General features: G+C 73.3%; 20 protein-coding genes, 1 tRNA gene and 2 pseudogenes. 9 read left to right on the forward strand and 14 right to left on the reverse strand.

All coding sequences use genetic code 11. The annotated features are described in order from the left end of the window. Positions 1 to 173 precede the first annotated feature (173 nt). The 6 genes from DEF28_RS17375 to DEF28_RS17405 all read right to left on the reverse strand — a co-directional run bounded on the left by DEF28_RS17375 (position 174) and on the right by DEF28_RS17405 (position 5,214). Positions 174 to 593 (reverse strand): hypothetical protein, encoded by a 420-nt coding sequence (locus DEF28_RS17375; protein WP_147280482.1) that lies wholly within the window; start codon positions 591 to 593, stop codon positions 174 to 176. Further along, a complete protein-coding gene (locus DEF28_RS17380) occupies positions 590 to 919 on the reverse strand; it encodes a hypothetical protein (protein ID WP_114398345.1) in 330 nt (109 codons plus the stop codon). Before DEF28_RS17380 ends, DEF28_RS17375 begins: the two co-directional genes overlap by 4 nt. Before the next feature lie 58 nt (positions 920 to 977). Next, on the reverse strand, positions 978 to 2,222 hold the full coding sequence (locus tag DEF28_RS17385; RefSeq protein WP_114398346.1) for a helix-turn-helix domain-containing protein: 1,245 nt from the start codon (positions 2,220 to 2,222) through the stop codon (positions 978 to 980). A gap of 75 nt (positions 2,223 to 2,297) precedes the next feature. Beyond that, positions 2,298 to 3,506 carry a methyltransferase domain-containing protein gene (locus DEF28_RS17390; RefSeq protein ID WP_233515369.1) on the reverse strand — a complete coding sequence of 403 codons (1,209 nt, stop codon included), beginning with the start codon at positions 3,504 to 3,506 and terminating at the stop codon, positions 2,298 to 2,300. A 259-nt stretch (positions 3,507 to 3,765) separates the two neighbouring features. Then, positions 3,766 to 4,953, reverse strand: coding sequence for a DUF2637 domain-containing protein (locus tag DEF28_RS17400; RefSeq protein WP_114398349.1), 1,188 nt, complete (start codon positions 4,951 to 4,953; stop codon positions 3,766 to 3,768). A gap of 78 nt (positions 4,954 to 5,031) precedes the next feature. Further along, positions 5,032 to 5,214 carry a helix-turn-helix transcriptional regulator gene (locus DEF28_RS17405; protein ID WP_114398350.1) on the reverse strand — a complete coding sequence of 61 codons (183 nt, stop codon included), beginning with the start codon at positions 5,212 to 5,214 and terminating at the stop codon, positions 5,032 to 5,034. 156 nt (positions 5,215 to 5,370) lie between these two features. Between DEF28_RS17405 and DEF28_RS17410 the strand changes: the two genes are divergently transcribed. Both DEF28_RS17410 and DEF28_RS17415 read left to right on the forward strand, forming a co-directional pair. Further along, positions 5,371 to 5,871: a helix-turn-helix domain-containing protein gene (locus tag DEF28_RS17410; RefSeq protein WP_233515371.1), complete on the forward strand. Its 501-nt coding sequence runs from the start codon at positions 5,371 to 5,373 to the stop codon at positions 5,869 to 5,871. A gap of 21 nt (positions 5,872 to 5,892) precedes the next feature. Further along, positions 5,893 to 7,083: a tyrosine-type recombinase/integrase gene (locus DEF28_RS17415; RefSeq protein ID WP_233515370.1), complete on the forward strand. Its 1,191-nt coding sequence runs from the start codon at positions 5,893 to 5,895 to the stop codon at positions 7,081 to 7,083. 120 nt (positions 7,084 to 7,203) lie between these two features. Here DEF28_RS17415 and DEF28_RS17420 read toward each other — a convergent pair. Beyond that, positions 7,204 to 7,277: transfer RNA gene (locus DEF28_RS17420), tRNA-Pro, on the reverse strand. Between the two features lie 88 nt (positions 7,278 to 7,365). Further along, on the reverse strand, positions 7,366 to 7,719 hold the full coding sequence (locus DEF28_RS17425; RefSeq protein WP_114398353.1) for a winged helix-turn-helix transcriptional regulator: 354 nt from the start codon (positions 7,717 to 7,719) through the stop codon (positions 7,366 to 7,368). A gap of 137 nt (positions 7,720 to 7,856) precedes the next feature. Between DEF28_RS17425 and DEF28_RS17430 the strand changes: the two genes are divergently transcribed. Beyond that, complete coding sequence (locus DEF28_RS17430) at positions 7,857 to 8,750, forward strand: NAD(P)-dependent oxidoreductase (RefSeq protein ID WP_114398354.1); 894 nt, start codon at positions 7,857 to 7,859, stop codon at positions 8,748 to 8,750. Between the two features lie 114 nt (positions 8,751 to 8,864). After that, on the forward strand, positions 8,865 to 9,695 hold the full coding sequence (locus DEF28_RS17435) for an aldo/keto reductase (RefSeq protein ID WP_114398355.1): 831 nt from the start codon (positions 8,865 to 8,867) through the stop codon (positions 9,693 to 9,695). A gap of 59 nt (positions 9,696 to 9,754) precedes the next feature. Here the strand turns inward: DEF28_RS17435 and DEF28_RS28495 are convergent. Both DEF28_RS28495 and DEF28_RS28115 read right to left on the reverse strand, forming a co-directional pair. Further along, a pseudogene (locus DEF28_RS28495) lies at positions 9,755 to 10,273 on the reverse strand (DUF3995 domain-containing protein); the annotation flags it as partial. A gap of 483 nt (positions 10,274 to 10,756) precedes the next feature. Beyond that, a complete protein-coding gene (locus DEF28_RS28115; RefSeq protein ID WP_181874322.1) occupies positions 10,757 to 10,906 on the reverse strand; it encodes a hypothetical protein in 150 nt (49 codons plus the stop codon). Between the two features lie 235 nt (positions 10,907 to 11,141). On the opposite strand from DEF28_RS28115, the gene DEF28_RS17445 reads away from it, so the two are divergent. The 3 genes from DEF28_RS17445 to DEF28_RS17455 all read left to right on the forward strand — a co-directional run bounded on the left by DEF28_RS17445 (position 11,142) and on the right by DEF28_RS17455 (position 13,485). Continuing rightward, a complete protein-coding gene (locus DEF28_RS17445) occupies positions 11,142 to 12,143 on the forward strand; it encodes an aminoglycoside phosphotransferase/kinase family protein (protein ID WP_181874323.1) in 1,002 nt (333 codons plus the stop codon). A 159-nt stretch (positions 12,144 to 12,302) separates the two neighbouring features. Next, entirely contained in the window at positions 12,303 to 12,767 is a 465-nt protein-coding gene (gene cynS / locus DEF28_RS17450) for a cyanase (RefSeq protein ID WP_199493357.1), read from the forward strand. Positions 12,768 to 12,939: 172 nt separating this feature from the next. Further along, entirely contained in the window at positions 12,940 to 13,485 is a 546-nt protein-coding gene (locus DEF28_RS17455) for a helix-turn-helix domain-containing protein (protein ID WP_114398356.1), read from the forward strand. Positions 13,486 to 13,869: 384 nt separating this feature from the next. Here the strand turns inward: DEF28_RS17455 and DEF28_RS17460 are convergent, their stop codons facing one another. Beyond that, positions 13,870 to 15,369 (reverse strand): carboxylesterase/lipase family protein, encoded by a 1,500-nt coding sequence (locus tag DEF28_RS17460; protein ID WP_114398357.1) that lies wholly within the window; start codon positions 15,367 to 15,369, stop codon positions 13,870 to 13,872. Positions 15,370 to 16,090: 721 nt separating this feature from the next. Then, complete coding sequence (locus DEF28_RS17465; protein ID WP_114398358.1) at positions 16,091 to 16,969, reverse strand: sulfotransferase; 879 nt, start codon at positions 16,967 to 16,969, stop codon at positions 16,091 to 16,093. 264 nt (positions 16,970 to 17,233) lie between these two features. Between DEF28_RS17465 and DEF28_RS17470 the strand changes: the two genes are divergently transcribed. Continuing rightward, the gene (locus tag DEF28_RS17470; RefSeq protein WP_114398359.1) at positions 17,234 to 18,007 is read left to right on the forward strand and encodes an SIR2 family NAD-dependent protein deacylase; all 774 of its coding nucleotides are present in this window, start codon (positions 17,234 to 17,236) and stop codon (positions 18,005 to 18,007) included. Positions 18,008 to 18,128: 121 nt separating this feature from the next. On the opposite strand, the gene DEF28_RS17475 is transcribed toward DEF28_RS17470, so the two are convergent. Further along, the gene (locus DEF28_RS17475) at positions 18,129 to 19,292 is read right to left on the reverse strand and encodes an NAD(P)/FAD-dependent oxidoreductase (RefSeq protein WP_114398360.1); all 1,164 of its coding nucleotides are present in this window, start codon (positions 19,290 to 19,292) and stop codon (positions 18,129 to 18,131) included. Between the two features lie 280 nt (positions 19,293 to 19,572). Between DEF28_RS17475 and DEF28_RS17480 the strand changes: the two genes are divergently transcribed. Next, positions 19,573 to 19,923, forward strand: a complete 351-nt coding sequence (locus DEF28_RS17480; RefSeq protein WP_114398361.1) for a hypothetical protein — start codon at positions 19,573 to 19,575, stop codon at positions 19,921 to 19,923. A gap of 1,087 nt (positions 19,924 to 21,010) precedes the next feature. Here the strand turns inward: DEF28_RS17480 and DEF28_RS27605 are convergent. Next, positions 21,011 to 22,745, reverse strand: a pseudogene (locus DEF28_RS27605) (AAA family ATPase); the annotation flags it as partial.

Genomic DNA, 22,745 nt, shown 5'->3' on the forward strand with positions numbered 1-22,745 from the left:
GGGGTTGGGCGTTGGGCACCGGCGGCCGGACCACAGGCGGTCCGGCGTTCGTGGGCGGCCCGTCCCGGCTGGAGCCATGACGGCCAGGACGGGCCGCGCGGGAGGGCATCGGGCTGGGGAAGAACCCTCCCGTGGCCGCGCCCGCGACCCCCTTACGTCGCGGGCGCGGCCGTCTACTCGCCGTCGATCGGCTCGACTCCGATCCCAGGTCTCGGCCACCACTTCACACGCGGGCGGCGGTTGACCCCCGGCAGCAGGGAGATGACGGAGTCGGCGACCTCCACGGCGCCACGGGCCTCATGCTCGATCGGCCCGATCGGCATCCACCAGCCGTTCCGGGGTTCCTGGCCCGGGTGCAGGGGCGGCATCCAGATCATCCAGGCCCGGCGCTGCGGCCCCCAGTGGGCCATCTGGATCAGCACGCTCCCCAGCAGGGTGGGCTCGCTGTCCTGGAGGTCGGTGTAGATCCCGGCGGAGATGAGCTGCATGTCCCGGTCGGCGTCGGCGACGTACCCGACGGCGGTGAGCGCTTCGACCAGCCGGTCGAACGCGTCCTGCTCCGACACCTCGGGCTCGGGGATCTCGGCGGTCACGCGGCGGCCTGCCGGCACAGCACGTAGGGCCGGGCACTCGGCGGCGGCTCGAACGCAGCCAGGGCGCAGTCGAGCGCGTGGAGGTCGTCCGAGGCCAGCGAGATCTCCACGGCCCGGTGCCGCGCCCTGTACGGGGCCGCGTCCCCGGTCCGGTAGGTAATCTCCCACCGGGCGCCGTGCCGCAGCGCCATCGAGGCGAACTCGGCGTAGTCCGGGATGCGGGACGGATCCGCGGCCGGACGCTGGTCGGGCAGGAACCTCCGATGCCGGCTGGCCGCAGATTGCTCAGGTATGCGGGGGACCGGCCACGTGTATGTCGTCGCCATGCCCTGACGGTAGATCGCGGCATGTCAGGGGGAGGGCACAGAATGTGCCCCCTCGTCGTCACGCCGCGAGCAGCCCGACCTTCGTCGCCACGATGCTCGCGGTGGTGCGTCGGGAAGCGTCGCGGGAGTCGAGTTCTTCGAGGAGCATTCTTCGCGCGTAGCCGTTGTAGGCGATCGTCTCTGGCGCCGCATCATGCGCGTTGTCGAGCACGGCCAGCGCTTCGCGGTACTGGCCGTCCAAGTAGTAAGCGCGGGCCTGCTCGATCCGGTGGCGGGCTCGCCGCGGCCGGGACGGGATCACGCTGTTCGTCGCCCGTTCGGCCTGGCGGACGCTCTCGCCACCGGCGCGCAGTTCGACCGCGACCGTGGTGGCGTGCGCCCCCATGATGGCCTGGGAGAACGAGGTGACGGGGTGGTAGTACATGTTCGGCAGCCGCTCGGCGATCTTTTCGGCCCGATCCCACCAGTTCCAAGCAACTCCAGACTCACCGCGGCGGGCCGCCGTGCACCCCGCCTCGAAGTGCAGCGCTCCCCAGATCGCGAACGGGGCGACCTGACCCGCGTCCACATGGGGCCGCAGAGCGTCCAGCGTCTCGCTGGTCACCACGTCCGCGGCGTCCCAGTCCCCGGCATCCCGATGCGCCTGGGCCATCAGCCACGACGCCACCCCAATCGCATGGACGTCCCCGGAGTCCTGCGCGGCGACCATTCCCCGCTCGGCTACCCGCCACAGCAGATCAGCCGCCGGCTGGTACGCGATGAAGAACTGCGCGAGCGCGTACACCTCGGCGAGCACGGCCTGGGCCGCGCGCCGCTGTGTCCGGTCCTCGGCCTGGTAGGCGGCAAGTTGGGCGTCGGTGATCAGGCCGGGCAGCAACTGGCCGAGGACGTCCCGGTGGTTGCGCGAAGAGTGCCGGGCGATCCACGCCTGGTCGAGGCGGGCGCGAAGGTGCGGTACTGGCGGCGCGGCGTGGTCGGTGAGACCCGGCGAGGAGTTCAGTGCCGCCCGCACGGCGGGCAGACGGGCGTGGCCAGGCCCCGTGAACATGTCGACCTGCATGGATTGCTCCCCGGTGAGGTGCGAGAGGTCACGGACCCGCAGTGCCTCAGCCAGCCGCACGAGAATGTGAAGCTTCGGCATGTCGAGTCGTCCGACCTCGACCGCTTTCACCCACGAGCCGGACTTGCCGACGAGGCCCCCGAGCACGTCCCGCGACATGCCACGCCGAGTGCGAAGGATCTTGAGACGCTGCCCGAAAGTCAGCTCTTCGTCCGAAGGGTCCGGGGTACCATGAGATGTCATAAGGCCCTGCCTTCCTGGAGCGTCGCAACCCCAGGATAGGCAGGGCCTCCTTCATGTGTCAGGGGCCTTCCGGGATCATCCGCTCCTCGGCTGGGACGGATCCAGAAGCGGGACAGGTGGCGGCTCTCCGATCACGTTCTCCGGCTGGTCCAGCCAAATCTGCTGTTGATCTCTCGACGTGGCGGTCAGCCCGAACCGGTCATGACTCGGCCGGCCCGCGGTCTCCCACCACTCGTAGGCGGCGGCGAGTTCGGCGAAGAGCTGCCGTGGGCCGTGCTGCCGTACCCGGTAGCGGCCGGTGGTGTCAGGGGTGATGCGCCAGGACGCCCACGAGCCCGAGTCCGGTGCCATGAGGTAGACGGTGTACGACGTGTTGCCGGGGATGTCGCCGTCATACACGAGTGTGGACTTCACAGCGGGGACGCGGACGCCGATGGTGAACGAGGCGTCGAAGTCGGCTAGGACGTGGAACGGGTGGAGGTCGGTCGTCGTCTCGGTGAAGTGGTGTTCGGGCCGTATCCGGTCCTCGACGGCGCCGTGGGGGGTGCGCTGTTCGCGCATCCACATGAACCCGACGTCTCCGCCGAAGTGCCCGGACGCCGTCCCGTCCTGGTGCACCGTGAGGTGGGCGAGGGTCCCGTTGTGGAATGCGGTGCCCCACGGGGTGATGATCCTGCCGCCGGGCCGGGCCTGCTTCACCCACGCGATGGGCACCCGCTGCACCGCCGCGGTGGACAGCACCCGGTCATACGGTGCCTGCTCGGGGTGGCCGGCGGCGCCGTCTCCGGTCACCACGGTCACTCCGCCGAACCCTGTTCGCTTCAGGGCGTCGCGTGCTTGCTCGGCCAGGCCGGGGTCGACTTCGATCGTGGTGAGGTGCTCGGCCCCGAGGCGGGCGGCGAGCAGGGCGGCGTTCCACCCGGTGCCGGTGCCGATTTCCAGCACCCGCATCCCGGGTTCCGCGTCGAGGGCGGTGAGCATGTCGGCGACGATGGACGGCATCGACGCCGACGACGACACGTATCCGCGGCCAGACTCGTCGCCGTCATCGAGCTGCACCGCGACGGGCTGATCGGTGTAGCAGGCGCGCAGCCATTCGCTGGGGGACTCGGCGCGGGACAGGAGACGGGGCCGGCCGTCCTCCTGGGCCCACACGGTGTCGGGGATGAACTCATGGCGGCGCGCGGCGGCGAAGGCGGGACACCACTCTTCGATGAGGTGGCCGCCGTCCGCAAGCTCGGCGAGGAGGGCGGCCTGGAGCCGATCAGCTTCGGGGCCGCTCACTTGTCGTCGTCGTCCCGTTCGTGCCGCCCGCCGCCGCTTCCGCCGCTGTCGGGAGTGGGCGGCGGGGGCGGAGCGTCGGGTTTGTGGCCGTCCCATTGTGACTTGTCATCGTGCTTGCCCACATGACCTCCCGTGATCGCGCGGTGACGGCTCCACGGTAGGTGGTTGTGGGCGGCGTGTCCCCGGATTCGGCCGACGTCGGCCAACGCTGCTGACCTTCGGAGGGGCGGCAGAGAGATTTCGCTAAGCCGCGCTGGCGTCATCTGGGGGTGGGCACAACCGCGGTGGCCGCCTCGATGATCTTTCGTGCCCACCGCCGGTTCGTCGCGGGCACCCCGTACTTCGCGCACAGCCGTCGTTCGGACGGCAGCTCGGCGCCGAGAGCGACGGTCAGGCGGTAGTCCTCGACGGCGCGCTTGAACACGGCCGGGTCCCGTTCCGGCGGGAGGCCGGCCCCGGCGGCCGGTTCACGGGCAGGGGAGTAGAGGGCCGGGAGAACCTGCGGATACGGCTCGTCGGCGGGTGGCGGTGTGACGGGGACGCGGACGTGGCGGGGCTGCGCGACCTCGCCCGGACGGATCGCGAGCGGCGCGAGGTCGGCGAACACGTCGCCCACGTCGAGGACGAGCTGGCGGTCCGCTGCGGCGATGATGCCGTCGATGCGGGCGGCGGCTTCGGGGATGCGGACGCCGGCGCGGAGCTGGTAGGCGACGTCGGCCGGGACGCGCCACGCCCAGAGTATCCCGAAGTGGCGGCGGAGGCGGCGGATGGCTTCGACGCGGGTGACGTGCAGCTCCACCGCGTCGTGGTAGGAGGTGATGCCCCAGAGGACCATGCGGCGCTTCATCATCATGGACTGGAGCGGGGCGAGGAGCCAGCGGGCGCGGGGGATCGCCTCGACGGACGGGGCCTGGCGGATCTTCCAGGCGCGGCGCCGCTGGACGAGGACGAACTCCCACAGCACGGCCGCGATCAGCGGCAGCACCGCCCACGCCACCCTTGCGGCGAGGCTCCGCCCGGCGGCGTGCTCCCACTGGAACCACGCCGAGGCGGCCATGATGGCGACGACCATCGCGCGGGGGAACAGCGGGGACGCGCCCTGCTGGGACCACCGGTAGGAGGCGACGGCGAACAGTGCGGCCATGCCGTCGAACGCGCAGAACAGCAGGTAGGGCCACGGCCCGGTGAGGCCCATGTCGTGGCGGGCGAAGTCGGTGAGTCCCTGCATGATGAGGCCGGCGACGACGGCGACGAACCAGCCGACGAGCAGGTTTTCGAGTAGGTTCGCGCGGCGGTCCGTTCCCTGGCCGCGCAGCCAGTTGGTGGCGGCGGCGACTGTGCGCAGGACGCCGAGGAGGACGGCGACGGCGGCCAGGGCGGCGACGGCGAGCGCGGATGGCGGTATGGACGAGGCCGCTCCGAAAAGAACGGCGATACGATCGGTCATGGTTCGGCTCCTGCGTTCTCAGGTGTCCGGACGGCCCCGGGGGCGACGGTGAGGCGTCGCCCCCGGGGCATCGGTCTTCTACGCGGCGTTGCGTCCTTGCATGTGTGCGTTTTCGTGTGCGATGACGTCCTCCAGCCGGTAGCGCACCAGCCGGCCGCACTTGATCCAGGCGGGACCGTCTCCGCGCGACCTCATGTTGGCGAGTGTCTGCACACCGATCTGCCAGCGGTCCGCGAGTTCCTTGGGGGTGAGGTGATGCACGTATGAACCTCGCTCTTTTTGGAAGAGTTCTCTATCAAAATGATAGTGGAGGATGGTAAGACTAGGTACCGGTAAGCAGCAGCGCGTAAGGAGGGGTACAAGTTGATCGCCTAGTGGGACACTGCCACCATGCCTGAAACGCCGAAGAGCCGCCGGATGAACGAGCTTGGCCCTACCGGGCAGCAGGTAGCGGCGAATGTTCGCCGATTCCGTCGCCTTCGAGGGTTGTCCACGACAGAGCTGGCCCGTCGCCTCACCGAGGTCGGCCGGCCCACGATCGCAGGAGCGATCACGCGAATCGAGGCCGGGCGGCGGCGAGTGGACGCGGACGATCTCGTGGCACTAGCCCAGACGCTAGGTGTCACGCCCTCCGCGCTCCTTCTCCCCCCCACTGCTGAAGGTCACACCGAGGTGACCGGCGCGGGACAGGTTCCGGCACACGACGCCTGGCGTTGGATGGACGGGCAGTGGCCGCTGGGTGCGTCCCGCGATCCCGAGGAGCTGAGGAAACAGCTCACGGATTTCCACCTTCACGCACGACCTTACGGGATACCGCCGTACCAGTCGGTTGATGACGCTGTCGTGTGGATGCGGGACTTCGATGCAACGCCGTTCGAAAAGGACCGTACTGCTCCAGGGCAGCATGACAGAAAGTAGCTCCTCGTGCCGAGAGCATGGGTGTACGACCGCACCAGGGACAAGGCGTACCGGGAGGCCGTCAAGAAGGCCAAGGCCGCCAAGCGGACGCCACCGGGACGGTGGATCGTTCGCTACTACGATCCCGCAGGTCAACAGAAGAGTGGGGGCGTGTTCCAGCAGAAGACCAAGGCGGAGAAGTGGCAGCTTGAGATTGAAAGCAGCCTGTTCGACAACACCTACCGCGACCCCGACGACGCCAAAGCCAAATTGCGTGACATCGCGGAGAAGTGGCTGGACGCCCGCTCGGACCTGAAGAAGACGACATGGTGGAAGTACCGCGGGCTCCTCGACAACCACGTACTCCCTCGTTGGGGGGACCTCCCGGTATCCGCGATCCACAACGACGACATCGCGACGTGGGTCGCATGGCTCCAGAAGCCCCGCGCCGAAGGAGGTGCGAACCTCGGGGCGTCGCAGACCCGACACTGTCACCGCGTGCTGTCGATGATCCTCCAAGGTTGCGTCCCGCGACGAATCGCTAGCAATCCGGCGAAAGATGTGCCGCTCCCCAAGGCCAGTGAGGTGGAGCACTGCTACCTCACGTATGAACAAGTGGAGAACCTGGCAAACGCTGCGGCGCGGCTGCGCACGAAGTACAACCAGACGACTGCGGGCGCCCATATCAACCGGGCTCTCATTCTTCTGCTGGCGTATTCGGGGCTCCGGTGGAACGAGGCTGTAGCGCTGCGAGTCAAGCGGGTGGACCTCCGGAAGCTGACCGTCCGTGTGGTGGTGGCTTTCGCTGAGGTCAAGGGAGAGTTGATCGAGCAGCCGCCGAAGAACGGGAAGTCGCGGACGGTCGCGATTCCCGCGTCGTTGGCGGTTGAGTTGAAGCCGCTCATCGAGGGCCGCCCGGAGAACGACCTGGTGTTCACGACCAAGCGAGGGAAGGCCCTTCGCGCGGCGAACTGGCGTTCGCGGGAGTTCAACCCTGCTGTGGCCGCGGCTGGCCTGGACGGGCTTGGTCTGACGCCGCACAAGCTGCGTCACACAGCGGCGTCGCTGTCCATAGCTGCGGGCGCGGACGTGAAGGTGCTTCAGGAGATGTTGGGCCACTCCAGCGCGACTATGACGCTGGACATCTACGGGCATCTGTTCCCGAACCGCTTGGATGAGGTGGCGGCGCGGCTGGACGAGAAGCGGTTGGAGGCTGTCGCGCTCGCCGCGTGATGGCGAAAGCTTCCTCCGTGCCGCCGGACCCATGTGCAACATATGTGCAACGGCGGTTCCTGCGGCCCATCCTCAGCAACGACCAAGTGGGCGTTCACCTGGGTGAACGCCCACTTCCTGTCGGGACGGCGGGATTTGAACCCACGACCCCTTGACCCCCAGTCAAGTGCGCTGCCAAACTGCGCTACGTCCCGTTGTCCTGCGGTTTCTGCTCCGTCCCCGCGAACGGGTCCAACTCTATCGCATCCCGCAGGGCGCCCGGGACGGGTTTTTGGGGCTGGGTCAGTGCGGGATGAGTTCGGCGCCGATGCGTTCGGAGCGGCGGGCGCCCCACAGGGCCAGGGGCTCCAGGGCGGCGTTCAGGGCGGTGCCGTGCTCGGTCAGGGAGTACTCCACCTTCGGGGGGACCTCGCGGTAGACCTCGCGGTGGACGATGTCGTCCTCCTCCAGCTCGCGGAGCTGCTGGATGAGCACCTTCTCGGACACTCCGGGCAGGCCGCGTCTGAGTTCGCCGAAGCGGCGGACGCCGTGGTTGTGGAGCTCCCAGAGGATGAGCGCCTTCCACTTGCCGCCGACCACGTCCATCGCGGCGTCGATACCGCACAAATAGGGGCCCGTTCTGTGGCCGCTCGCCATGGTGTCTCACCGTTCCCTTGCTTACCTCAAGGTAGGTACCTCACAAAATTGTAGGTACTTGCCGGGTCTGCGGTAAAGGGGCGACTATCAAGTCGCTTGCTGAACATGTCGCTTTTTGAATGCGGAGGAGTCGCACGATGGCGGAACTGCCGCGGTCCCCGATCACGGTTCTCGGTCTCGGCGCGATGGGTCGGGCGTTCACCCGTGAGTTCCTGGGGGGCGGCCACCCCACCACGGTGTGGAACCGCACCCCCGGTAAGGACGGCGAACTCGTCGCCGCCGGAGCCGCGGCCGCGGCGACGATCGGCGAGGCGGTCCGGGCGAGTCGCCTGGTCGTCGTCTGCCTGCTGGACCACAGGTCCGTCCACGAGGCCCTCGATCCGGTGGCCGGCGCGCTGGAGGGGCGGGCGGTCGTCAATCTGACCAGCACCACGCCGGACGAGGCCAGGGAACTCGCCGCCTGGGCGAAGGGCCACGGCATCGACTACCTGGACGGCGGGATCATGGCCACGCCGGACATGATCGGACAGCCGCCGGCCTCCCTGCTGTACAGCGGATCGCGGACGGTCTTCGACGAACACGGGCCGGCGTTGCGGCTGCTCGGATCGGCCGACTACTTCGGTGAGGATGCCGGCCTGGCCTCGCTGTACGACTTCGCGCTGCTGGCCGGGATGTACCTCATGTTCGCCGGGTTCTCGCACGGTGCGGCCATGATGCGGTCCGCGGGCGTGCCCGCCGCCGAGTTCGCGGAGCGGGCGGTGCCCTGGCTTACGGCCATGGCGCAGACCATTCCGTTCGGCACCACGGCCGTCGACACCGGTGACTACACGACCGACGTCCAGAGCCTGGACTTCAACAAGGCGGCGGTCGACGCCATCGTCCGCGCCAGCCGGGACGCCGGGGTCGGCCTGGACGCCATCGCTCCGGTCAAGGCCCTGATCGACCGCCAGGTCGCCGACGGCCATGGCGCGGAGTCGTTCAACCGGATCTTCGAGGGGCTCAAGCCCGTCTCCGCGCCGCCTCTCGGGTGACCTGGCGCCCGGGGGCGGCCGTGGCGGTCTTCACACCGCGCAATGTGACGGAATGTCGGGTCGTCGGGCATGGTTGCCGGTGAATATCCAGAAACCAACGACGTGGAGACGCCCATGACTACGGTTCCCGATGTCACCCTCAACAACGGCGTGCGTATTCCGCAGCTCGGGTTCGGGGTGTGGCAGGTGGACAACTCCGAGGTGGTGGAGCCGGTGCGCCTCGCCATCGAGGCGGGGTACCGGAGCATCGACACCGCCGCGGTCTACGGCAACGAGCAGGGCGTCGGTGAGGCGATCCGGCAGTCCGGGGTGGCCCGGGACGACCTGTTCGTCACGTCGAAGCTGTGGAACAGCGACCAGGGCTACGACAGCACGCTGCGGGCCTTCGACGCGACGTTGGAGCGGCTCGGCCTAGAGCAGCTCGACCTGTACCTGATCCACTGGCCGCTGCCGGCCCGCGACACCTACATCGACACCTGGAAGGCGTTCGAGCGGTTGTACGCCGACGGCCGGGTCCGCGCGATCGGCCTGTCGAACTTCCAGATCCCGCACCTGCGCCGGGTGCTGGACGAGGGCAGCGTTGTGCCCGCGATCAACCAGATCGAGCTGCACCCCAACCTCGTCCAGGCGGAGCTGCGGGCCTTCCACGCCGAGCACGGCATCGCCACCGAGGCGTGGAGCCCCCTCGGGCAGGGCCACCTGCTCACCGACCCGGCCATCGGCGAGATCGCCGAGTCCTACGGCAAGACCGCGGCCCAGGTCATCCTGCGCTGGCACCTGCAGCTCGGCAACGTCGTCATCCCGAAGTCGGTGACGCCGGAACGCATCCGGTCGAACTTCGACGTCTTCGACTTCGAGCTGTCGGCCGCCGACGTCGAGGCGCTGAGCGCGCTGGACGCCGGAAAGCGCTTCGGCCCGGACCCCGACGTCTTCGGCGCGGTCTGACGGCGCCGCCGTCGCCGGCGGGCGAAGCTCCAGGTGGCGGCGCCCAGTAGCAGGCCCCAGACCAGGAACCACGGATCCCACAGGAACAGGTGCCAGGCGAACGGCGTCCAGTCGATGTCCGCCCGGACGCCGATGACGCCCGCCAGCACCAGTGACTGGCCGACCACGAACCCACCGCCGTACACGGTGAGGACAGCCGCCGCGCCGTAGGCGCCCGTGAGCAGCGCCCACCGGGGAAGGCGCCGGCCCCACGGTCGCACGACGGCCAGGCCGAGCACCGCCGCGACGAGTTTGAGCGCCGTGGCCACCCAGCCCACCATGAGGACGAACGGGTCACCCGCCCGTGCCATGGCCTCCAGTTCACCGCCGAGCGTGGCCAGGCCCAGCGTCCCGCCGAGCGCCCAGTAGGCGCTGACCGCGGCGTACAGCACCCCGAGCGCGAACGCGGCGTGGCCGCACCACGCCGACCAACGCGGACCGTGCTCCACCGCGGACGGTTTCACCAGCCACCTCACCTCGTCGTCGACCGACGCGTCATTCTGGCCGCCCTGTGCGTCGGCGGCGTGACCGCCGGGCACATCGAGCGGTCACCCGGGTGAACAGGGGCGGAGGCCGCCCACCCTGGCCGTGCCCGCGCGGATCGGGCGCCGAGGTGGGACGCGGTGGTGCGCGAGCGCGGCGGCCGTGCTGTCACGCCGTGCCGTCACGGGAGCGCTCGGCATGCCAGACCCGCGAGAACACGCGGCAACCACCGCGCCCGTTGTCGCACGCGCCGGCCCTACCGGCATGCGGCCGGTGGAGCCGGACCCCAGCGGGGGCCTCGGTGCGGAGGTGCGGGCACGGGCGCCGGGAGCCGCCTGGCCGGGGTCCGCCGCCATGGCGGCGGTGGTCGCCGGCGCGGGCCCGGTGCGGTGGGGCACGGACGCCGCGGCCGGGGAACCGGGACAGCGCCGGTCCGGGGCCGAGCGGGCGCGGGGAGCCGGCGCGGGGGCGGCTGAGCTTTCGCACCGCTGCCGGCCGCCCCGCTCCGCAGGCTCGGCCGCCCAGTACTCTCAGGCGGGCTAGCGCCGCCGCACCGCCGCCCGGAGCGTCGCCTCGGGGCCTCTGCGGGCGAGCCGCACGACGTACACGACGCCCCCGGCGACCAGGCTGACCGGGACCGACATGATGACCGCGAACGCGATCAGCTCACTGATTCCTAGTGCTCCCATGCGGTCATCGTATGCCCGGTGCCGGATCCGCCGCCGCCTCCCCGCCAGGTTGTGGAAAACCTCCGGAAGCCGCCTGGCACCCCGCCAGATCCGCCGCGGCGGACCGGCCAGAAACCGCTTTCGCGTGTCATCGGCGCGGCGGTAGGCTCCCCGATCCGGGGGGTGACCGTGCGTGACCGCGTCGGCCGGGCCGCGGTGCTCCCGTCCGACGCCGACGGACCCACGAGGAGCTTGGATGCGGCACCGCCCCGACGACCTCGACGAGCCCGCGCTGCGACGGGCCCTGCGGTGGTGGGAGATCGAGCCGACCGCGCTGACCTACGTCCCGGTCGGCTTCGGCGACCACCACTGGAGCGCCCTCGACGGCAGCGGGCGGCGGTGGTTCGTCACCGCCGGCGACCTGGAGCACAAGGAGCACTGCGGGGCCAGCCCGGAGGCGGCGCGGCGCGGTCTGCGCGCCGCCATGGACACCGCCGCCGCCCTACGGGAGCGGGAGGGGCTGGAGTTCGTGCTCGCCCCGCTCCGCGACGCGGGCGGGGAGACGGTCCGTCCCGCCGGGGAGCGGTACGCCGTCAGCGTCTTCCCGTTCGTGGACGGCGCGGCCGGCGACTTCGGCGGGGAGCTCACGCCGGACGACCGCGCGGCCGTCATCGACATACTCGCCGACCTGCACCGGCGGACGCCGCCCGCCTCGACGCCGTCCCAGGAGCCGCAGCTGTCCGCGCGCGCCACGCTGGAGCGCGCCCTCGCGGAGGCGGACCGGCCGTGGCGGGGCGGGGCGTTCGCGGAGCCCGCGCGAGCGCTGGTGGCCGGGCACGCGGCCGCCCTGCGCGTCCGGCTGGACGCGTTCGACGAGCTGGTCGCCCAGGCGGGCGCCCGCCGCGGCGAGCGCGTGGTCACCCACGGCGAGCCGCACGCGGGCAACCTGCTGCGGTCGGGCGGCCGGCTCCTGCTCGTCGACTGGGACACGGTGGGCCTGGCCGTCCCCGAACGCGACCTGTGGCTGGTCGCGGCGGACTCGGCGGACCTCGAGCGCTACGCCGACGCCGCCGGCCGCCGACCGGATCCGGCGGCTCTGGAGCTGTACCGGCTCCGCTGGGCGCTGGAGGACGTGGCGACCTATGTCGGCTGGTTCCGCGCGCCGCACGAGCGCACGCCCGACACCGAGCTCGCCTGGTCCGGGTTCGCGGAGACCCTGCGGGAGCTGGCGGCCGACGGCCCCGTGCGCGCCGACTGAACCCGGCAGCGGCGCGGGCCGCCGCCCGGTGCGCTGTCCGCTCTCGGAGGAATCAGCTCTCAGCGTTGCGGCGGACCTGTTCGGGCCCGCGGCGACTTCCTACATTCGGAGGAGGAGAGCCGGTCCACTCCGGCGTTCGCCACTGCACTGGAGGTACGCGTGTCCATCGTTCCCCTGGACCCGATCGGCCGGCCCGAAGCGGCGCGGGCGGTCGTCGAGGCCAAGAGGCGCAAGAACCTCACCTGGCAGCAGATCGCCGACGAGCTGGGGCGGTCGAGGGTCTGGACCACGGCGGCCCTGCTCGGCAAGCACACGGTCGGCCGGGAGCAGGCCGAGCGCGTGGGCAAGCTGCTCGGCCTCGACGACATCACGGTGGACGCCCTCCAGCTGCCGCCGGTTCGCGGCGCCGCCGGGGTCGACACCAGCGAGCCGCTGGTCCACCGGCTGGAGGAGATCGTCCAGGTCTACGGCGGGGCGATCAGCGAGCTCGTCCGCGAGGAGTTCGGGGACGGGATCATGAGCGCCATCGACTTCGAGATGGACCTCGAACGGGTGCCGGACCCGGCCGGGGACCGCGTCCGGATCACGCTGAACGGCAAGTTCCTGCCCTACCGCGAGTTCTGACCCGCTGCGGGGAGCGGGGCCCGGCGCCGACCGCCCGGGCGTGCACCGAGCGCCATGGCCGGCGCACGCCCGGGCGGGAACGCGAGGGCGCCGGTTCCGCTCCCCGACGCCGCCGGGTCCGCGCGTCCCGCGCCGATTGCCGGGCCTGCCGCCATCGCCTACGGTGACCTGCATGGCGGCGAAGGAAACCGACGTGACCGCGCTGGTCACCCATCCCGTGCGCGTGCGGATCCTGAAGGCGTTCCTCGGGGACGGCGAGCACACTCCCAACGACCTGCGCCGCCTGCTGCCCGAGATCCCGCCCGCGAGCCTGTACCGGCACGTCCGCGCGCTGCACGAGGGCGGCGTGCTCCGGGTGGTGCGCGAGCGGCCGGTCCCCGGTGGCGTCGAGCGCCGCTACGCCCTCGCCTCCGGCCGCGGACTCATCTCCCAGGAGTCCTTCGCCCGGCTCACCGCCGACGAGCGGCGCGCGCTGTTCGCCGCCTTCCTCGCCGACGTCGCGGCCAACGTCGACGCGCGGCTCGACGCCCCGGGGCCGGGAGAGGTCAGCTTCGCGCACACCGCCTTCGAAGCCACCGACTCCGAGCTCAGGATCCTCCTGGCGGGCGTGAACCGGCTCATCGCGGAGCTGCGGAGCGGCACCCCCGACGGGCCGCGGATTCGCCGCAGCCTGGCCACCGTCATGTACACCGAGCCGTCGGGCACCGGGGAGCGGTAGGGCCGGGAGCGTCGGCCGCCCCCGGCGGGCGGCGGGCACGCCACCGTTGAGACCCTTCGGAGCGCACGTTTCGTCTGTCCGGACGGCTGCCCCTCTGGTAGCCGCGGCCGGTGCGGAGGGCGTGGCGCCGCCCGCCACAGCGAGCCGGAGTCGGTTGGTGGCGTCTCCCGGGCCGGTTTCGGCGCGGGGTCGCGTGCTCGTCTGGACGTCGCACGACCGGCCGGGTGCGGACCGCCACGCGACCGGTGGAGGACCGCGGGACGCGCCCACCGCGAGCGGCCCCAGGCGGGGCCCCGCAGGCAGGCGCGCCCGGCTGATCGGAGGCCGGACCGGCGGTCGCTGGCCGACTGCGGCCCCGACCAGCGCCCCGACTCCGGCAACGGTCTAGCGGACGCCCTCGAAGAGCCGCCGCCGATCTCCGCCCGGGTCCGCCGCCGGCGCCGACGCCTGCGCCCCGATCAGCATGACCACGCGCTCGTCCCCGTAGGCGGGCCACTCTACGCCGCCCGCCGCGCCGGGGTGGCCGTCGCGGGCGAACGACGTCCAGGCCGCCCGCATGCGGGCGGACAGCTCGGCGGGAGCGTCCTCCCCCAGAACGGGATCGGTCAGCGTGCCGAACACGAAGCCGATCTCCGCGGTGTGGCAGGCGCCGAGGAGTCCGTCCCGGACCGGGGTGGCCCGGGTGAACTCGTAGACGTAGGTCGCCGCCCCCTGCGCCGACCGGGCTTCGGCGAGCCGGACGGCCGGGATGCGGTAGGCGTGGTCCGTGAGGACGGCGGCCAGCAGGTCGCCGGGCGTCGCACCGGGAAGGGCGGCGCGGTAGACCTCCAACGCCGCCGCCGGGTCCAGCCCGTATGCGGCCATGAGGCCGGCTACCGCCTCCTCCGTGACGTGCGGAGCCATCCCCGTGGGGACGAGGAAGAACCGGAACTCGTCGCTGTTGGTCCCGGTGAGCAGGTCGACGTCGCGGCCCGCGCCGGCGGCGATCGCGTCGACGGGGCGGGCGGGCAGCGTCGCGCCGTCCACCACCGGGAGCACGCTGGTCCCGCCGCCGGTGGACTCGCCCCACTCGCCCGGATCACTCGCCCGGGCCATCTCCGCCCGCAGGGCGGTGTCGGCGGCTATGAGGCGTTCCGGCGCGGCGGACGCCAGCGCCTCCGAGGTCGGCTCGACCCCCGCGAGTTCGGCGAGGCGGCGGGTGAGGCGCCGGGCGATCTCCTCGGGATGGGTGTGGTGGCCCGCGCCGCTCTGTGCGATGGCGCGGCGGAACAGGCCCCGGGCGCGCGGCATGGCCATCAGCGCGGCGATGGAGATGGCACCGGCGGACTCGCCGAACACGGTGACGTTAGCGGGGTCGCCGCCGAACGCGGCGATGTTGGCCTGCACCCACTCCAGGGCGGCGATCTGGTCCAGCAGCCCGAGGTTGGCGGTCCCGTCGGGCAGCAGGAGGAAGCCCTCGGGGCCGAGTCGGTAGTTGATGGTGACGCACACGACACCGTCGGCGGCGAGCCGGGTGCCGTCGTAGGTCGGCACGGCCCCCGCGCCGTTGCGGAAGGCGCCGCCGTGGATCCACACCATGACGGGGAGCCGTCCGCCGGTCCGGCCGGGAGCCGGCGTCCAGACGTTGAGGTTGAGGCAGTCCTCGCCGGACGGCGGCGCCGGGGCGAGCAGGTCGGCCATCGCGGGCGTGTAGCCGGGCTGCGGCGCGCTCGGACCGGGGGAGCGGGCGTCGCGCACGCCGGACCAGGGCTCGGCGGGACGCGGGGCGCGCATCCGGCCGGGACCGAACGGCGGCGCGGCGTAGGGCACCCCGAGGAAGGCGGCCACTCCGCCGTCCTCGCGCCCTCGCACTTTCCCCGAGGAGGTGGCGACGGTGACATCCATGCTGCTCGACCTTCCGTGTGCGGTGCTGGTGCGGCCGCGCTCGGCGGCGGCGCGGGATGCGCCGCTGCCGTGGCTCGGCTGGGGTGAGTGGCGCCGGGCGGGTCTTCCGCCGGGCGCGTACGGGAGGGACCTCTCCGCGACCGGACCTCTCGGCGACCGGGCCGCCCCGACGCGGGGGCGGCGGCGCGCGTCCGGCTGCGGTCGCGTCGGCCACGGAGATCACCCGCGGGCGGTCCGTACCCGCTCCGCAGGTTATCGCAATTGATAATCAGAGGTCGAGCGGGTTTTCACGGCGGCCCGATGCTCCCACCCGCTTCGGGGAGTCCGCCGGGTGCCTGGCGCGCGGGCAGCTGCGGGAGGCGGCGCGCCGGCGGCATTCATTGTCCGCTCCCCGCCCGCGCCCGGGGCCGAGCCAGGGGGCGCGCCCGGGCCGGCCCTTCCAGCGTTCCCCGGGGTCGCCGGGCAGCGGGGTGTCCGCGAACGCGCCGGGGCACCTGATCCGCCGGTGAGCCTCCGCGCCTCCGGCGCCGGTGTCCTCGCGGACAGGGGTGCCAGGAGCGGCCGGTCCCGTGGCGGTGCCCGCGCCGGGCGGCGCGGTCCCGGCGAGACGAACCAGGGCCGAGCACGCGGGAAACGTTCCGGGCGGCCGCCCGCGAGGCGGCGCCGCCGGCTCCCGGGCAGCGTCCGCCGGCCCGCGGATCGGCCCGCGCGGGCCGCTGCCTCAGCTGTACCCCAGCCGCGTGAGCTCCGTCTGCGCCACGGCGTGCAGCTCCGACCGCTGCTCGGAGGAGAGCCGCTTGCGCCACGCCCCGATCCCCGGTGGCTCGTCCCGGACCAGTTCGACGGCGGACACCCGCGTGCCGGTGAACGAGGAGAGCCGCTCGGCCGTCCGCACCTCGCCGCCGAACAGCTCCTCGTAGCGCAGCGTCATCAGCCGCTCCGGCCCGAGCGTCGCGCGCAGCCGGGCCGACAACCGCACCGCGCTGCGCCAGCGCATGGCGCAGCGGGTGGTCAGGGACAGGCTCTTGTACTCATCCCGCTCCTGCTCCGTCTCGATGCCGAAGAACGGGTTCGGCACCTCGAGCTCGCCGCCGGCCATCCCCGGCCGCAGCCAGGCGGTGGACCGCTCGTCGGCCAGCATCTCCGCGACCACGTCCCGGCCGTCCCGGATGACCTGCACGAAGAGCGCGTCCTCGAACGCGGCGCCGATCGCGGCCGCGCTGTACAGCAGGTCCGGCCCGGCATCGCCGAACCGGTTCATCTCGCCGGCGTGCCGACAGGGTTGGGCCGCCTCCCGCGCGGGAACGCGCTGGTCGGGGCAGCGCGGGCACGTGTGCGGGGTGAGCTGCCACGCCTCGGCGAACGCGTCGCGCAGCAGGCTCGCGGTGCCGGACTCGCGTCCCTCCGCGATGGAGGGACGGCGGGCGAACGCGTACACGGCGTGCAGCACGCCGGGGTGCCCGGACGTCAGGTACAGGCCGGGGGTGCGGCGCAGCGCTTGGGCGATCACGTCGATACCCGAGTGCGGTGCGCCCAGCACGAAAACGGGACGGACCACCTTGGTCCCGTTCACGACGAGGATGTAGGGCTGCTGTTTCATGAGTAGGTCGATTTTGACACTCTTTGTCGTGCTCTGAACGCCACCCCGCCGGGGTGCAACGGGGCTTCTGGCAGATCAGGGCCGGGAAAATACCAGCACAACGGCGAATGCGGACCGGTACCGACTTCGCGGAGATCGGCTCACAATCTAGCCACATCTGGCGACAGGGCGGACGAAAGGGAGAGGACCCGGAGATCCGGCCGGGGCCCGCGCGGCTGCCAGAATGGACTCGCAGCACCGGACAGCGGGAGTGGGGAGTCGCGGATGCCCGCCGCAGCGAACCTGGTCGACGTCGCCGCGTGGATGGCGGCGGCGGACAGCGTCGCCGTGCTCACCGGCGCAGGCGTCTCCACCGAGTCAGGCATTCCCGACTTCCGCGGCCCGCAGGGCGTCTGGACCACCGATCCGGGCGCGGCGGCGCTGTTCGACATCGACACCTACCTGGCCGACGCCGACGTCCGGCGCCGGGTATGGCGGATGCGCCGCTCGCATCCCGCCTGGACCGCCGAGCCCAACCCCGCGCACCGCGCCCTCGCGGACCTGGACCGCGCCGGGCGGCTCGGCGCCCTCATCACCCAGAACATCGACGGCCTGCACCAGCGCGCCGGCACGGACACCGGCCGCGTCATCGAGGTGCACGGCACCATCCACTGGGTCGTCTGCCTGTCCTGCGGGCTGCGCACCCGCACCCCCGAGGTGCTGCGGCGCCTCACCGAGGAGCCCGACCCGAGCTGCCTGCGGTGCGGCGGGATCCAGAAGGCGGACACCATCTCCTTCGGCCAGCGGCTGAAGGCGGACGTGCTCCAAGCGGCCGTCGACGCGGCGGAGCGGGCCGACGTCTTCGTGGCTGTGGGGACCTCGCTGACGGTGCACCCGGTGGCGGGCCTGTGCGACGTCGCGCTCAGGCGCGGCGCGCGCCTGGTGGTCGTCAACGCCCAGCCGACCCCGTACGACAACGCGGCGGCCGCCGTGCTGACCGAGCCGATCGGGCAGGTCGTCCCGGACCTGGTGCGCCGGGTGCTGGCCGCGGGCCGCTGACCGGCCGCCCCACCCGCCGGAGCGGGCCGAGACCCCGCTGCGCGGCCCGCCCCGCACGCCCAGCGCGCCTGGTGCCGGCCGGGCGGGCGCGGTCCCTGACGGCGCGCCCGCCCGGCCGGCGTCACGCCGCGGCGCGGCTGAGGCCGACCGCGTTCAGGGCGCCCTCGGCCGCGCGCAGCGCGCTGTTCATGGAGATCTCGCCGCGCATCCCGGGCGCCGCGACCATGTCGCCGGCCAGGAAGACGCCGTCGCCGCGCTCGACCGCGGGACGGTCCCGCCAGGTGAACCCCGGCAGGTCGATCGCGCCGGTCCGGCCGCGCGCCGTGGCGGTCCGGCTCCACGTCACCCGGTCCCGCCAACCGGGCACGGCGATGTCGGTGAGGCGCTCCAGGCGGAGGTGCGCCTGCGCCGCGCCCTCGCCCTCCCGCACCGGCATGTCGAGCTGGAACAGCGACTCACCGCGCGGCGCGACGGTGGGATCCTGGGCGGAGTAGCACTCGTGGAAACCGCCCTCGTCCATGTCGAACAGAATGAAGGAGTCGCGCGCGTCCCGGCGCACCGCGAGATCCAGCATCACGCAGTGCCCGCTCTCCCAGCGCAGTGACGCGTCCCCGAGCAGGGCGCGTGCCGAGGACAGCTCCGTGGCCACGATGGCGGGGGAGGTGGGCGGTTCCGTGACGCGGGAGTCCAGCTCGATCCCCACGCCGAGTTCGCGGGCGCGGTCGGCGAGCCGGCCGATCAGCGCGGCCCAGCCGCCGACCACCCACCGCACCGCGGGCGGCCGCGGTGCGAACACCCGGCGGAGCAGCTCCCACACGAACGCGGCGGACAGCCGTCCGGTGTCGGCGTCGTAGGTCACCACGGCGATCGCGTTCGCCGCTGCGCGGGCGGCGGCCTCGCCGTAGCGCTCGGCCGCCCACCCGTGGAAGTCGCGGTCCACCGGCGCCGACCGCCTGCGGTCCAGGACCATCCGCAGGAAGCCCGCGGGCGGGCGGCGCGACATCCGGCCGTCCAGCCGGAACCCGGCACGCAGCGCCGCCCGCGCCGGCGGCAGGCCGAGCCGGCCCACGAGGCCGCGTTCCGCCAACCAGGTCCAGTGCGCGCCGTCCGCGTAGAAGACGTGCGCGCCCTCGTGCGCGACGTAGGGCGGCGGGGTCGCCCGCCCCCGTCCGCCCAGTGTCGAGTGCGCCTCGTGCAGCACCACCCGGGCACCGGCCTCCGCGCACGCGATGGCCGCCACCAGCCCCGCGAGCCCGCCGCCGACCACCGTGATCGTTCGTGACATGACCGCTCCTTTCGCCGCCCGTCCCCGGGCGGACCGTCGCCAGTGCAGACCCGGGGAGTCCGGCCGGATGTGACACTTCGCCGACGGGAGATGGTGTGAGCCCCGCCACATGTGTCGACCGCGGGTGCGGGGGTGTGCCAGGCTGCCGGTATGACGAACGCCGTGATTCGCCGGGCCTCCCTCGGAGGCGATGCCGCGTAGGCGGCCGGCGGCCGTACGGGCCGCCCTTCCCTCACATCGGCGCCATAACGGCCGGGCCGCCTTCTCCGTCCTCGACGGCGTGTCCGCCGCGACCCTGGCCGAGATCCGGCGCTGGGAGCGTGCGCGCGACCGCCCTGGAGCGGTGGCCCGCGACCTGGCCTGGTGGCGCCGCCAGGCGGCGGAGATGTGCCGTCGGCGCTGGCACGGCGCCGGCACCGGACCTTACTACTACGGCTACTACGGCTGCGAGTGCTGCGAATACGACGCGCCCCGCGGCCGCGCGGGGCTGGCGGACGTCATGCGGGCGCTGTCCCGACGGGCGCGGCGCGAGCTGGCGGCCGTCGTGCACGCCGTCGACGCCCGGGTGCTCGCCGCGACGTACGGGCCCGGGCCCGAGGAGGACCCCGAGTGGTGGGAACGGTGCTGGTGAGGGCGGCCGGCGCTCCCGCACCCCGCCATCCGGGCGGGCGCGGTCCGCCACCGGAGCGGGGCGGACGTCTGCCGGGCGTGCCGGTTCCGCCCGGGCACGAGGGAGGACCGGCCGAAGGGCTCAGGGCGCAGCACGGCGGAACCGATTCCGCGCGGGCGCGGGGGCCCCGCGACGTCGCGCCGCGCACCCGGTCGCGGGTAGCGGACCCGCCAGGGGCGCGATCGCCGCACGCGCGGCGGCGGGCGGGGTGAGGCGGCCCCCGCCAGTGGCCGGACTGACGTTGCGGTACCCGGGGCGGAGCCAGCACCTCGCGAGGCGCCGACTCGTGGGCCGCTTGCCGGTTCGGCCGCTACCTGTCCGCGCCCCCGGGCCCAAGAGAATCCCCGCAGCCCTGTTCCGCCGCCCCGGCGGCACCTCCCGCCTGCCGACCCGGTCCCGGCAGTGTGCGCGTTCGGACAAAGGCGGACTGTCCCCGGGCGGACCGCCACCGGAGTGGGGCACCCGTCCCGCCGGCCGAGCGTGCCGGTTGCACCCGGGCGCGAGGGAGGGCCCCGCCGCACGCGAGGCGACCCTCCCCCCATGGCCGGTGGCCGAATTGACGTTGCGGCGCCCGGGGCGGGGGCGGCGCTCCGCGAGGCGCCACTTCGCGGGCCACCGCGGGTTCGGCTGCGGTCCGTTCGTGACTCCGGGCCCGGGAGGAATCCCCCCGCCGTGTTCCGCTGCCCCGGCGGCGCCGTCGCCCGGCCTGCCCGCCCGGTCACCGGGCGGCGTGCGCGTTCGGGCGATGGCGGACCGCTATTGGAGCGGGACGAACGTCCGCTGGCCGAGCGTGCGGGTTCCACCTGGGGCGCGGGCGGCCTTCCCCACTCGGTGGCAGAGCTGACGTTGTGACACCCGGGGGCCGGCCCTCGCTAAGCCCGCTGCGCTGGGCACCTGCCGGTGCGGCTGCGGTCCGTTCGTGACTCCGGGCCCGGGAGGAATCCTCCCCGCCGTGTTCCGCCGCCCCGGCGGCGGCATCGCCCGGCCTGCCCGCCCGGTCCCGGACCGCTGGCACGGCTGGAGCCGGGCGCGGCGGGGTGGCCCGCCGTCACCACCTCCCGGCGAGGATGTCCTTGATCGCGGCCACGTGCTCGTTGTGCTCGTCGGCGAGCCGACGCACCGCCGCGCGTGCCCGCCGGGAGACCCCGATCGGGCGGACGTGCCGGGCTACCAGGGGCACCAGCCGGGCACCCAACCGGTGCGTGTGGCCGCGCAGCTGGCGGAGCAGGAAGACGTGGAACCGCAGCCGCTCGTCGGACTCCAGCGCCTCGGCGAGCCCGAAGGCCCGCTCGTAGGCGGCCACGAGCGAGGGGTCGTCGGCCTCGCCGGAGCCGAAGGCGAGCGTCAGCAGCAGGTGCGCGTCGGAGGGCGCGCCGTCGCGGCGGGCGGTGACGTCGCCGCCGAACACCCGGACCAGCGGCTGCACCGCGTGCAGCAGCCGCTGCGTCGCGTGGTCCGCCAGCAGCGCGGCCTCCCGGGCGACCAGCCCGAGGTCGGTCTGCGCACCCGGCGGCGCCTCGGGGCCGCCGCCGAGCACGGGGCACCCGGCGGGAGCGGGACCCGCGCCGGCCGCGGCCCGCGCGCCGGACACCGCGGCCTCGGCCGACCGGCCCGGGTGCACGGTCAGGCCCTCGGGGCCGGGCCGCACGTCGAGCGCGTGCACCAGCGCCGCCCACTGCTCGGGCGGCAGCTGCGACTTCCACAGGTGCGCGTACCGCCGCCACCGCTGCTCGGCGCCGGTACCGAACAGCTCGCGCAGCGGCACCGCGTCGCCGTGCACCGCCACCAGGGCGAGCATCAGGTTCGCGCTGTAGGCGGCGTCCCGGGCGGCGCGCGAGGCCGGCACCGGCCGGTAGTCGGCGTAGTGCCGCTGCGCACCGTCGCGGTCCGTCTCGCGCAGCAGCTCCGCGAGCACCAGCCGCAGCTCGTCGCGGACGTCCGGGGCGAGCAGCCGCAGCCGTTCGGCGAGCAGCCGCGGGACCTCCTCCGACGCCGACAGCGGCGTGAACGACAGCAGCGCGTAGAGGAAGGCGTCGTCGGGCGGCGACGGCCGGATGGCGCGGAGCTCCCGCATCCGGGCCTCGGCCAGCCCGGCCAGCTCCTCCGCGACCAGCCGCGCGACCAGGTACTCGCCCAGGACCGGATGGGTGAACGCGAGCCGGCCGGGCGGTGCGCCGCCCGCGGCGTCCTCGGCCGGCACCACGCAGCCCAGCCGCACCGGGTCCAGCGGCGGCGCGTAGTGCGCCGGCCAGTGCACGAGCTGGTCGCGGTCGGCGGCCACCAGCTCCGCCGGGACGTGCCAGCCGCCCCGGTTGAACATGGAGAACGCGAACACCGACGCCGCGAGCAGCGCCTGCTCGATGCGGCCGGTCCGCACGGCCGGATCGCTCGCCGCCGCGGCCGGGCGACCGGTGGCCGCCGGGTCAGCGCGGTCGGCGGAGTCGGCGAGCCGGCGCAGCCACCGCTCGTACAACACGCTCTCCCGCAGCGGCGCCGACAGCCGGTGCAGCGCGTTGCCGGTGCTGTCGTAGAGCGCCAGCAGCAGCAGGGACAGCGGCCGCCGGGCCAGCGCGGCGTGCCGGGCGAGCACCGCGCGGTCCAGCGGCAGGACGCCGTGGTGGTCGAAGTAGCTGAGGTTGACCCGGTTCCAGGTGCCGACCCAGTTGGCGATCTGGTCGTCGGTGAACTCCGCCAGCCGCATCGCGACGCTGCCGGTGGGGAAGCGCACCCGTGCCGCGGTGGCGTCCCGGCAGGTCACCACCACGGCCACCGGGGCCCCGGCC

Origin of the sequence: Marinitenerispora sediminis, from assembly GCF_003336425.1 — a bacterium.
Taxonomy (GTDB): Bacteria; Actinomycetota; Actinomycetes; order Streptosporangiales; family Streptosporangiaceae; genus Marinitenerispora; species Marinitenerispora sediminis.

Coding starts and splice junctions, on each gene's coding strand:
- DEF28_RS17380 (WP_114398345.1), bottom strand. CDS start 919: ATGGCGACGACATACACGTGGCCGGTCCCCCGCATACCTGAGCAATCT.
- DEF28_RS17385 (WP_114398346.1), bottom strand. CDS start 2,222: ATGACATCTCATGGTACCCCGGACCCTTCGGACGAAGAGCTGACTTTC.
- DEF28_RS17400 (WP_114398349.1), bottom strand. CDS start 4,953: ATGACCGATCGTATCGCCGTTCTTTTCGGAGCGGCCTCGTCCATACCG.
- DEF28_RS17410 (WP_233515371.1), top strand. CDS start 5,371: ATGAACGAGCTTGGCCCTACCGGGCAGCAGGTAGCGGCGAATGTTCGC.
- DEF28_RS17425 (WP_114398353.1), bottom strand. CDS start 7,719: ATGGCGAGCGGCCACAGAACGGGCCCCTATTTGTGCGGTATCGACGCC.
- DEF28_RS17430 (WP_114398354.1), top strand. CDS start 7,857: ATGGCGGAACTGCCGCGGTCCCCGATCACGGTTCTCGGTCTCGGCGCG.
- DEF28_RS17435 (WP_114398355.1), top strand. CDS start 8,865: ATGACTACGGTTCCCGATGTCACCCTCAACAACGGCGTGCGTATTCCG.
- DEF28_RS28115 (WP_181874322.1), bottom strand. CDS start 10,906: ATGGGAGCACTAGGAATCAGTGAGCTGATCGCGTTCGCGGTCATCATG.
- DEF28_RS17445 (WP_181874323.1), top strand. CDS start 11,142: ATGCGGCACCGCCCCGACGACCTCGACGAGCCCGCGCTGCGACGGGCC.
- DEF28_RS17455 (WP_114398356.1), top strand. CDS start 12,940: ATGGCGGCGAAGGAAACCGACGTGACCGCGCTGGTCACCCATCCCGTG.
- DEF28_RS17460 (WP_114398357.1), bottom strand. CDS start 15,369: ATGGATGTCACCGTCGCCACCTCCTCGGGGAAAGTGCGAGGGCGCGAG.
- DEF28_RS17465 (WP_114398358.1), bottom strand. CDS start 16,969: ATGAAACAGCAGCCCTACATCCTCGTCGTGAACGGGACCAAGGTGGTC.
- DEF28_RS17470 (WP_114398359.1), top strand. CDS start 17,234: ATGCCCGCCGCAGCGAACCTGGTCGACGTCGCCGCGTGGATGGCGGCG.
- DEF28_RS17475 (WP_114398360.1), bottom strand. CDS start 19,292: ATGTCACGAACGATCACGGTGGTCGGCGGCGGGCTCGCGGGGCTGGTG.